Raw genomic sequence first — 10,403 nt, 5'->3', positions numbered from 1 at the left:
TTCGACCTTTGGCTCACCAAGGTCAGCAAGTGTCCCCGTGTACCCAACTGGAAGCGCTGGGGCTGCAACAGTTACGCCGCCTGATGGAAGGATTCGGCGAATGAAGAAATGGATCGGCGCCGCCGCCTGGAGCGCGAAGGAAGCCCGCGCTGGCGACCGCCTGCCCTACGCCCGCCTCATCGACGGCAATACCGTGCTTTTGCGCGACGGTAGCGTGATGACCGCTCTGCAGGTCCCCGGACTGCTGTTCGAGACCGAGGATTCGGACGCGCTCAACCACCATGCCGCGACGCGTGAGGTGATGCTGCGCTCGACGCTCGATGCGCGGTTCGTGCTGTATCACCACGTCATTCGCCGCCGGGTGCAGATCGAGCTCGACGCGGAGTTTCCCGATCCCCTCAGCGCGCACATCGACCGCCGCTGGAAAGAGCGGCTGGGCAGTGGTTCGCTGTTCGTCAACGATCAGTTCGTCACGCTCGTTCGGCGACCGGCGCGCGGCAAGGCGGGCCTCGCCGAAAAGGCGGCGAAGATGTGGAGCAGGAAGGGGCAGCGGGAAGTCGACGCCGATCCCAAGGACGTGCGCGCCTTAAGGGCGGCGGCCACCGGGCTCGTCGCCTCGCTGCAGGCTTATGGCGCGACGATGCTCGACGATTACGAGGGCCCGAGCGGCGCCCTCAACAACGAGATTCTCGAACTGCTGAGCGCGCTCTACAACGGCGAGATGCGCCCGGTGCGCCGTCCGGCCGACGAGACCGACATCGGCCAGATGCTGCCCTATCGCCGGGCGAGCTTCGGCCTCGACGCGATGGAGCTGCGCGGCAGCGGCGAACCGGACTTTGCCGCGATCCTCAGCCTCAAGGACTACCCCGAGGCGACCAGCCCTGGCCTGCTCGACGCGCTGCTGCGCCAGCCGTTTGAGATGGTTGTGTCCGAAAGCTATGCTCCGTCCGAACGCACGACGGCGCGCGAGCGGATGGACCTGGCGATCCGCCGCTTGAAGAGCGCCGACGAGGAGGCGATGGCCGAGCGGCACGACATGCTCGCCGCCCGCGACGCGCTGGGCAATGGAGCTGTCGGTTTCGGCGACCACCACCTCACGGTCCTCGTGCGCGAACGGACCTTGCCGCTTCTGGACGAGGCGACCGCCGCCTGCGCCGCGGCGCTGGCCGATACGGGCGCCATCGTGGTTCGGGAGGATACCAACCTCGAGCCGGCGTTCTGGGGCCAGTTTCCCGGAAACGAGGGCTATATCGCCCGCCGCGCGATGATCTCGAGCGCCAACATGGCGAGCTTCGGGTCCTTGCACGGCATGGCGCTCGGCCAGGCCGAGGGGAACCACTGGGGCGATGCGGTCACGCTGCTGCAGACGACCAGCCAGACCCCGTTCTTCTTCAACTTCCACAACGGCGACCTCGGCAACTTCACGGTCATTGGTCCCTCGGGCTCCGGCAAGACGGTAGTGATGAATTTCGTCGCCGCGCAGGCGCAGAAATTCAGCCCTAGGACGATCCTTTTCGACAAGGATCGCGGTGCAGAACTCTTCATTCGGGGCATCGGCGGGCGCTACGACCGGATCGCCAGCGGCGAACCCACCGGATTCAATCCGCTCGCTCTTCCCGACACGCCCGGCAACCGCGCCTTCCTGCGCGACTGGCTGGCGGTGCTGCTGAAGGCCGATGGACCAGAGGAACTGGCGACGATCGCCGGAGCGGTCGATGCCGCTTATGCCAACGATGCCGGATTGCGCAGGTTGAAGCATTTCCGCGAACTGCTGTCGGGCGCCAAGCGGCCGCAACCGGGTGACCTGGCCGACCGGCTCTCCGCCTGGATCGCGGGCGGCGAGCATTCGTGGCTGTTCGACAACGCCGAGGACAGGCTCGATCTGGGTGCGCGCGTGCTCGGATTCGACATGACCGCGCTGCTCGAGAATCCGCGCTTGCGCACGCCGACGATGATGTACCTGTTCCACCGGATCGAGGAACGGCTCGACGGCAAGCCGACGATGATCCTGATCGACGAGGGGTGGAAGGCGCTCGACGACGAGGTGTTCGCGGCCCGCATTCGCGACTGGCTCAAGACCTTGCGTAAGCGCAACGCGCTGGTCGGCTTTGCCACCCAGTCGGCGCGCGATGCGCTGGATAGCCGCATCGCCACCGCGCTGGTCGAGCAGACGGCGACGATGATCTTCATGCCCAACGCCCGCGCACGGGCGGAGGACTATTGCGACGGTTTCGGACTGACCAGCCACGAGCTTGCCCTGATCCGCTCGCTGCCGGCCCACAGCCGCGCGTTCCTCATCCGCCAGCCCGATGCGAGCGTCGTGGTAAGGCTCGACCTTTCCAACGCGCCCGAAGTGCTTGCGGTGCTGTCGGGCCGCGAGGGCACCGTCCGCCGTCTGGACCTGTTGCGCGAGGCCGTCGGCGATAATCCGGCCGACTGGTTCCCGGCGCTCACCGGCCATGCCTGGCCGGGCGGGACGACTGTTGACGAAGACGGCCTGCCCGTGCCTGCATACGGCCATGAAGAAAGCTGGCCGAGCCTACGCCATTCGCTCACACCTGAGCACGACTCGCCCACGACACAGTGTGAAAGCTCCAGAGTGCGAGAGCCAATCGCACCCGACCCGCTACCCTGACCGTGAAAATGACTTTGATATAGAAGATACCAAAGGTGCTGACTGGCAGGGCAAACTCGCACAAAAAAGCGGCCCGGACTTGCCGGGCCGCTTCATGAACTGAACTCGAAGCTAACTCAGGCGTAGCGGATTTTCATCCGCGGCGCGGTTCCGAGAGCCTTGCGGCGACGCATGCCGTAGCCGATCGCGCCAAATCCCAGCAGAAGCAGCGCCCAGGTGGCCGGCTCAGGCACCGCGGAGACGGTCCCGATATTGTCAAACTCGAAGGAGTTCTGCTGCGATGCGAACTCGAACCCGATAATGCCACCGAGATCATTGGCGAAGACGGTCACGCGACCGTTGGTCTGCGCGATATCCTGGTTGCCCGTAGCCGGTCCCGGAGGATTTAGCTGGGAGCCGCTGAAAGTCTGAGTAACGCCGCCGGCGAAGAACACCGTGAGGAAGTTGTAATCGTCGGCCGAGCCGAGATCGAACGCAAACTGCGACAGCGAATTGATGAACGAGAACGTCGCCGTACCGCCCGCCAGAACAGCGAAGTAGGCATCGCCCTGGTCGCCGTAAGCAGGTTCTGCCGCAACGAACGGCTGCGTTCCGGTGTAGATCCCGGCCGTTCCGGTTGTCACCACATCGCCGAAGGTCGTGTCGAAGTTCGCGTAGTCGGTTTCACCCGGAGCGAGGCCCCCGGTGCCACCTTCAAAGGTCAGGCCGGCGGCAGCATTGGCCGCGCTGCTCATCGCGAGCAGACTCCCGGCAAACAGGGCGGTCTTGGCAATTCTCTTGGCTGCATTCATCATCGTCAATTTCCTCATACGAAGCAGTTTGGACAAACGCCCGACCACGAAGCCTCCCGCTCCGTTCGCGAATCGAACATGACTGATAGGAGGGTTAGTTAACGTTTAATTTACCAAGCTGCTAGCCCCAAAGAGTCCGGAAGTTACGAAAGTTATTGCTGTTTTGTTTCAGATTGGGACTCGCGAGGTCAGGTGGTGGACTAGCTGCTTGGCGTGAAGCCGCCTAACGCGTTATCAAACGCAGGGCCCAATTGTGAGATCGGGAAGATTATGGAAACCGTATGGGACTGGGTGACGATCTTCGCATTTGCCGGGCTCGTGACGCTGTTGCTCCAGCGCTCGTCAGAGGATGAGCCACGGGACAAGCTCTGGCACTACGCACCACCGGCACTGGCGTGCGCGGTAGCCAATCAGGTCGGAAACGCAGGCCAGGATCTGGTCGCGGCGATGATCATGGGCGGAGTAGTCGTCTATCTGTTTGCGGTTCTGAAGCTGCGCATCGGGCGCCCCTAGCGAAGGAACCGTGACGTGAGGGATACTGTGGTGGAGGGAGATCGAGAAAGGTCGGCGCATGGCGCAAGGCCTGAGCTCGGCCCTGTGTCACCAGTCATAACAGGCGACTTTCGGGTGCCTCGTCTCTCAGCTCAGAAGAAGCGGGTTGTACTCTACGCTGCGTCGCTCATTCTCGATTGTGCCGCATTGATCCTGGGATATCAACTCGCGCTTCAGCTTCGCGAGGAGGTATGGCTGGGTGCGGGCGGTCTTCCCATCCTTACGATTGCGCTTCCGGTCTTCCTCATGTGCGAAATTGCCCAGGAGACCCAGTCGGTCGAGTCCCTGGAAAGTCGTTCGCTCGGAATGCAACGGGCGCTTACCGCCTTGCTGATCACCGCACTGCTCGTGCTGGCGCTGACGTTTTTCCTGAAGGAAGATTCGCTCTCGCGGGTGGGTTACCTTGTGACCTTTCTCAGCGCAGCATTCTTTATTGTCATGGGAAAACTGCTCGAAAACCTGCTTTTCAAAGCATGGATGGGCGGGCGGGCGACAGCAACGATCCTCATTCGTGACGGGCTACCGGTGCACCCACTCCCGGGAGTGGATTGTGTCGACCTTGATGCGGATGAGCTGTCAGCAGAGTGGAGTCAGCCAAAGGAGATTGATACCCTTTCGCGGATTATCGCCCCCTACGACCGCGTTATCGTGGCGTGCAGCTTTGAACGCAGGGCTATGTGGGCAATGTTCCTGAAGGGCCAGGACGTGGGTGGCGAGATTCTTCTCGACCGGGACCTTTTGCATGGAGCAGTAGGGATCGGAAGCTACGCGGATGAAGATACGCTCGTTCTGTCACAGGGTCCGTTGAGCCTGTCCAATCGTATACAAAAGCGCGCTTTTGATCTGCTGGTGGCCTTGGGCGCCTTGATAGTCCTGCTACCCGGCCTCCTGATTGTCGCGGCCTTGATAAGGCTTGAGGACGGTGGGCCGATATTCTTTCGTCAGATGCGCGTTGGCCGCGGCAGCCGCCAGTTCAGAATTTTCAAGTTTCGGACCATGTCAGTTGCCGGCTCGGACGAGGACGGCAACATCTCGACTGCTCGAGAGGATCCGCGCATCACGCGGATCGGCAGATATCTACGACGGACGAGTGTCGATGAGCTGCCACAGCTGCTGAATGTAGTCTTGGGTCACATGAGCATCGTTGGGCCCAGGCCCCACGCTTTGGGCTCGCTTGCCGGTACAGACCTCTTCTGGGAGGCCGACCGCAACTACTGGATTAGACATGCTCTCAAGCCAGGTATTACAGGCTTGGCACAAGTGCGCGGACTTCGCGGGTCGACCCAGTCACCGGAGGCTCTGCGCCAGCGTGTCAGGTCAGACCTTGAATACCTTTCGCACTGGTCGCTTGGCCTCGATTTCGCAATCATCCTCAGGACGATCCGGGTCGTCGTTCACGAGAACGCATTCTGACTTCGGCCAATTTCATAGCAGGTCGCGGGTGTGCCCCGGACCGTGATCTGTTTCGCCCTTTACATGTCATGTGCCCGGGATGGGAACTCGGGCCGATGGATTGATCCATCCATAACTGGGCTGTGCGGCTCCGATCAATTGCCGGCCATTCCCGAGATCACCACCTGAACAGGAGAGGCCCTTGTCGATGCAGTTGTCGATCCATATGGCCTTGGCGCGCGCGTCCCAGGTCTCAATGTAGTCGGCGTGAAGTGTCTCGCCAGGCCTGGCGCCCGGCAACATATGATCACTCGACAAGCCAATACGGCTCTTTCCGTCGGCGCCGATCATATCTGCGGTCACTGTCCACATGGCCTTGTTCTCTTCCTGAGGGATCAGGAAAGGAAATCCCGCGGGGCAATGTCGCAAACCGTCCTGAGTGTACCAGCCCGAATAGGCCAAGTGACTGCGGTGGTCGGGTGTGTCGAGATGTTTGCCATCCCAGCAATCCGGCGCCATCGTGTTGGCAATCAGCGTATCTCCGACCTTACAACCACTCGCGAAGACGTCCTGAATATTCGAAAAATGCTGGCCGGTTCCGCCGGTACAATACCAGCTTGCCCCACGGATTTTCGCGGTCGGTCTGGCCGGGTCCCATCCGAAAATGAACCTGATCTGGTTCGGCAGTCCCACGCACTTTCCGACAAAGCGCGAATTAGCCGGATCGCACTCGGGAGATCCCTTGGAACTACGCTTGTAGTAGACCGACACGAGGTCGGGCTGGATTGCCATTGAGTTGTCGAGATAGACGAGGGCGGGCATCCAGTAGAGGGACCGGTTAAGGCTGAAGGGCGTCGAGTTGCAGTCCGTTTCGGCGCTCGCGGCCAGTCGTGCCGGAGTGGTGTAAGCATCGAAAGCGGCATTGCCCCAAGGCTGGTGCAGGTGACTCTTGCCTGGCTGACCAGGGTATAGCACCGGGTCATCGAAACGAAGCTTGCCTGCGCCGCCGCAGGTAAATCGGAAGGCTCCTTCGCTCCGGTCCGGCGTATAGAGATCCGGAATTGCCCCGGTACCCCACGCGAGTTGCAAACCATTGGAGACATCAAAGGAAACGAGAAAGTCCGGAGCACCGGCTTCGGATTGCGCGGCAACATAGCCAGACCCCACACTCGATGGGGTCGGAGTAGGGGTAGGGGTAGGCGTCGGGGTCGGCGTTGGTGCTGGCGTGCCGGCTAGACCCGCCGAAGAGATACTCGGCGCAATGCTGCTGGCGTCCCCTCCCCCGCACCCGGGAAGGGCCAGAATAGCGACGATCGACGCAATGCAGGACGCCACAGGCTTCACACCTAATTTCCCTTCAACGGTAAGGCTGAAGGCGGTCTAACCAGTCCTGACTAACAGGATGCTGGCAAGCATGGTTAATTTTCATTGATTGCGACCCGTCTCCGGCGTGGGCCGCTAGCAAATTGAGTGGGTTAGGGAAGCGACCTGCGACCGGACGTGCGTTGTTGTCGACTGGCTCCCCGGGTCGCTTTCGCGCCGGAAACTAGCGCTGGTGCGGGGCCTGCCGCCGAGCCGACAGTTCCTGTCGCTGGCGCTTCACGGCCTCGATTTCACGATCGATGGCGGCGGCCCTGCGGCGCTCAGGTGAACTGTCGCCGGCGCCAAGAGCCAGTCTTTGTCGATCAAGGGTGAGGGCTTCCAACCGGTCGATCAACATCTGATCCTGTGCGGCGGCCAGCTCCACCGGCGACTTCATCAGCGCGGCCTGGCGTGTAGCCTCAAGAGACTTCTCGAAGTCGAAGGTAACCTGGATTGCCTCGCCGACCGTGCTCGGCGCTTTTTGATGCTGGTCAATTGGGCTGCCACAGTACGACTTCGATCCGGGCCAATGCAAAAGAGCGTAGGTTACGAGCGCCCCTCGCTCGCGCTCAGGCAGCTTCCGACCCGCCGCTGCAACGGTCTCCAAATTGGAAAGGTCAATCGTGGCCAGTGGACGACTTCGCACGTCCTGATTGCAGCCGCTCACAATCGTGGCGGCCGCCACGACGAGCAACTGCCCTGCCGAACGCTTCAAGCTCATTCCAGAATGGTAAGATGATGAGGTTAACGTAAGCTCAACCGGAGAGCGTATGACTCGCTCGACTCTCTCTGCAACAATGTGCCGCGAAGGGACGCGTTCCGAACACCCCCGAGGGTTTCGTTGACAAGTTCACTGTGCTCGTGTTCCAGACCGACCTCCAAGGAGAAGTTTCAATGGCTCGCCAGACATTTGGGAGGCGTCGGACGCTGGTGACCGGCGGCGCGGGCTTCCTGGGATCCCACCTGATCGATCGGCTGCTGGCGCGCGGCGACGAGATTCTCTGTGTCGACAATCTGTTTACTGGCGACAAGCGCAACCTCGACCATCTGGCGGGTCATCCGCGGTTCGAATTCATGCGACATGACGTCTGTTTCCCACTGTACGTTGAGGTCGACGAGATCTGGAATCTCGCATGTCCGGCCAGCCCAATTCACTATCAACACGACCCTGTTCAGACGACAAAGACGTCGGTTCATGGTGCGATAAATCTCCTGGGGCTCGCCAAGCGATTGAAAGTGAGGATTTTTCAGGCCTCCACCAGCGAGGTCTACGGTGATCCGGAAATTCATCCTCAGCCCGAGAGCTACTGGGGAAACGTCAACCCGATCGGCATTCGCAGTTGCTACGACGAGGGAAAGCGCTGCGCGGAAACGCTGTTTTTCGATTACCACCGACAATGCGGCCTCGATATCAAGGTGGCTCGGATCTTCAATACGTACGGGCCCCGTATGCACCCGTCTGACGGCCGGGTGGTCTCCAACTTCATTATGCAAGCGCTCCGCGGGGAGCCGATCACAATTTATGGCGATGGTAGCCAGACGCGGAGCTTTTGCTACGTGGACGACCTTATCGACGGCTTCATTGCGTTGATGGAGAGCGAGGAAGATCGGCCCGGCCCGGTCAATCTCGGAAACCCCCAGGAGTTCACCATTCGTCAGCTCGCTGAAAAGGTCATTGCGATGACCGGCTCGAAATCCGAACTGATCGAAGAACCCCTTCCTCAGGACGATCCGCTTCAGCGTAAACCCGATATTTCGCTGGCGCGCACGTGGCTTCAGTGGGAGCCGGCAATCTCGCTCGACGAGGGGCTGGGGCGCACGATCTCCTATTTTTCGACGCTCGCGCCATGAGCAGGCTCACCAGCTTGTCGCAGGGGACCCGTCTCTCGCCCGATCGCGATGAAGCTTCCTCTGGACATCAACCCAAGCCTGGCAGGCGAGCTGATAGAAAGTCGCTGGCGCGCGCGAAACGCATGGCATTTCAGTGAGCGGAGGCGTAGACCTTTTTCCTCCTGTAAGGGCTCAGGGTGCGCAAGGGGAGGAGGCCGTGATGCACGGTGCAGCTGCGGAGGTCGGCGCAGATTCCAGTAGCCGATCGTTCGGCGCTGCGGACATTGCTCTGGTCGTCGGCCTTCTGGCCCTCGTCATTCCTACCTTGATTGTGATTGGGAAGAGTACCTGGTCAAGCGAGCAGGGGGCCCATGGTCCGATAATTCTTGCGACTGGGCTTTGGCTGCTGGTCCACAAGTGGCCAGAGGTGCGGCATCTTGTCCGCCCGCCATCGACAAGCGCGGTCGTGATCACGTTGCTTCTTACCGTACCGCTATACTTCCTCACGCGCGTCATCCAGATAGTCGAGCTGGAGGGCTACGCGATGTACCTTCTGGCGCTCGCGGCTTTCTACAGCATAGTAGGATGGAAGGTCCTGAAGGCGCTTGCCTTCCCGCTCGTCTACCTCTTCTTTGCATTTCCTCCTCCGGAAACGCTCATTTACACCCTTACCCTGCCGATCAAGGTTGCCATCACTCAGGGCTCGATTGGATTATTGCAGCTATTTGGTTTCCCCATCGGCGGGACTGGTGTGATGATCCAGATCGGCCAATACCAGCTGCTGGTAGCTGCTGCCTGCTCGGGCCTGAATTCGATTGTTTCCCTTTCGGCCCTCACTCTTTTTTACATCTATATCATGCATCAGAATGAACCTCGGAAGCAGTTCATACTGCTGCTGTTCGTGCTCCCGGTTGCGATCGCCGCAAATTTCCTGCGTGTGTTAATCCTGATATTGCTGACATATTGGGCTGGGGAAGCCGCCGCCCAGAGTTTTCTCCATGACATGGCTGGAATTACCATGTTCGTCCTCGCCCTGATGCTCATCTTTGCTGTTGATCTTGCGTTGACGAAACTTTTTGGTGTGGGGCGCCCGCCCCGTATGGCTGACGAGGCATCATGACTTCTCAGGACATTCCGGGCTCGCCACGCCTTGACCGTAGAAAAGTCTTGCTGGGGCTTGGGCTGGTGGCTTGTTCCGGCATTGCGCAAGCGCGGCAACCCGTGCCCAACCGCCCCAAGATCGAGACGGACCAGCTCAAGGCGATGATCCCCGATCAAATCGGGAATTTCGCATTCGACACGCAGAGCGGCCTCGTGTTGCCTCCTCCCGACGCGCTATCGGACAGGCTCTACGATAATCTCGTGACGCGGACTTATGTCAGGCCGGATGGCAAGATTGCCATGCTTCTCATTGCCTACAACAACCGACAGGACGGAGTGCTGCAAATCCATCGGCCCGAGATTTGTTATCCGGCCGGCGGATTTTCCCTCACCGAAACGCAGCCAATCGACACGCCGCTCGAGCCCGGGCCAGCTCTCCCGAGCCAGATTTTCATGGCGCGTAGCGATACCCGTAGCGAGGTCGTCCTCTACTGGACGCGTGTTGGCGAGAATTTCCCGCGCCGGTGGATCGAGCAGCGATGGGTAGTTGCGCGCGAGAACCTAAGGGGTGTCATCCCCGACGGAGTTCTGGTTCGCGTTTCCACTCTGTCGTCTGATCTTGAAGCCGAGGCGCACATCCTCACCGATTTTGTCAGCAATCTGTATGATCAATCTTCGGGCCCGCTGCGTCGACTGCTGTTCGCTCGCGGATAGCGGTACTCCGAGCTGGGCTCCCGCTA

General features: G+C 60.6%; 8 protein-coding genes and 2 pseudogenes. 7 read left to right on the top strand and 3 right to left on the bottom strand.

Features of this window, described 5'->3' with window-relative positions:
• Window positions 1-84, top strand: a pseudogene (locus AR323_RS15220) (type IV secretion system protein VirB3); the annotation flags it as partial.
• 16 nt (window positions 85-100) lie between these two features.
• A pseudogene (locus AR323_RS14030) lies at window positions 101-2,512 on the top strand (VirB4 family type IV secretion/conjugal transfer ATPase); the annotation flags it as partial.
• Between the two features lie 239 nt (window positions 2,513-2,751).
• Here AR323_RS14030 and AR323_RS14025 read toward each other — a convergent pair.
• The gene (locus AR323_RS14025; RefSeq protein WP_235510655.1) at window positions 2,752-3,429 is read right to left on the bottom strand and encodes a PEPxxWA-CTERM sorting domain-containing protein; all 678 of its coding nucleotides are present in this window, start codon (window positions 3,427-3,429) and stop codon (window positions 2,752-2,754) included.
• A 267-nt stretch (window positions 3,430-3,696) separates the two neighbouring features.
• Between AR323_RS14025 and AR323_RS14020 the strand changes: the two genes are divergently transcribed.
• Together AR323_RS14020 and AR323_RS15215 are read left to right on the top strand one after the other, a co-directional pair.
• Window positions 3,697-3,939 (top strand): XrtV sorting system accessory protein, encoded by a 243-nt coding sequence (locus AR323_RS14020; RefSeq protein WP_057884605.1) that lies wholly within the window; start codon window positions 3,697-3,699, stop codon window positions 3,937-3,939.
• A 186-nt stretch (window positions 3,940-4,125) separates the two neighbouring features.
• The gene (locus AR323_RS15215; protein WP_235510653.1) at window positions 4,126-5,391 is read left to right on the top strand and encodes a sugar transferase; all 1,266 of its coding nucleotides are present in this window, start codon (window positions 4,126-4,128) and stop codon (window positions 5,389-5,391) included.
• A 66-nt stretch (window positions 5,392-5,457) separates the two neighbouring features.
• On the opposite strand, the gene AR323_RS14010 is transcribed toward AR323_RS15215, so the two are convergent.
• Complete coding sequence (locus tag AR323_RS14010) at window positions 5,458-6,537, bottom strand: DUF1996 domain-containing protein (RefSeq protein WP_161808771.1); 1,080 nt, start codon at window positions 6,535-6,537, stop codon at window positions 5,458-5,460.
• Window positions 6,538-6,916: 379 nt separating this feature from the next.
• Window positions 6,917-7,453, bottom strand: coding sequence for a hypothetical protein (locus tag AR323_RS14005; RefSeq protein WP_057884602.1), 537 nt, complete (start codon window positions 7,451-7,453; stop codon window positions 6,917-6,919).
• 173 nt (window positions 7,454-7,626) lie between these two features.
• On the opposite strand from AR323_RS14005, the gene AR323_RS14000 reads away from it, so the two are divergent.
• The 3 genes from AR323_RS14000 to epsI all read left to right on the top strand — a co-directional run bounded on the left by AR323_RS14000 (window position 7,627) and on the right by epsI (window position 10,377).
• Window positions 7,627-8,583: a UDP-glucuronic acid decarboxylase family protein gene (locus AR323_RS14000; protein WP_057884620.1), complete on the top strand. Its 957-nt coding sequence runs from the start codon at window positions 7,627-7,629 to the stop codon at window positions 8,581-8,583.
• 199 nt (window positions 8,584-8,782) lie between these two features.
• Entirely contained in the window at window positions 8,783-9,682 is a 900-nt protein-coding gene (gene xrtV, locus AR323_RS13995) for an exosortase V (protein WP_152980372.1), read from the top strand.
• Complete coding sequence (gene epsI / locus AR323_RS13990; RefSeq protein ID WP_083495465.1) at window positions 9,679-10,377, top strand: exosortase-associated protein EpsI, V-type; 699 nt, start codon at window positions 9,679-9,681, stop codon at window positions 10,375-10,377. Before xrtV ends, epsI begins: the two co-directional genes overlap by 4 nt.
• The last annotated feature ends 26 nt before the right edge of the window (window positions 10,378-10,403 follow it).

Origin of the sequence: Tsuneonella troitsensis (assembly GCF_001441535.1) — a bacterium.
In the GTDB taxonomy this organism is placed as follows: domain Bacteria; phylum Pseudomonadota; class Alphaproteobacteria; order Sphingomonadales; family Sphingomonadaceae; genus Tsuneonella; species Tsuneonella troitsensis.
This window is presented reverse-complemented; position numbering and strand designations above follow the sequence as displayed.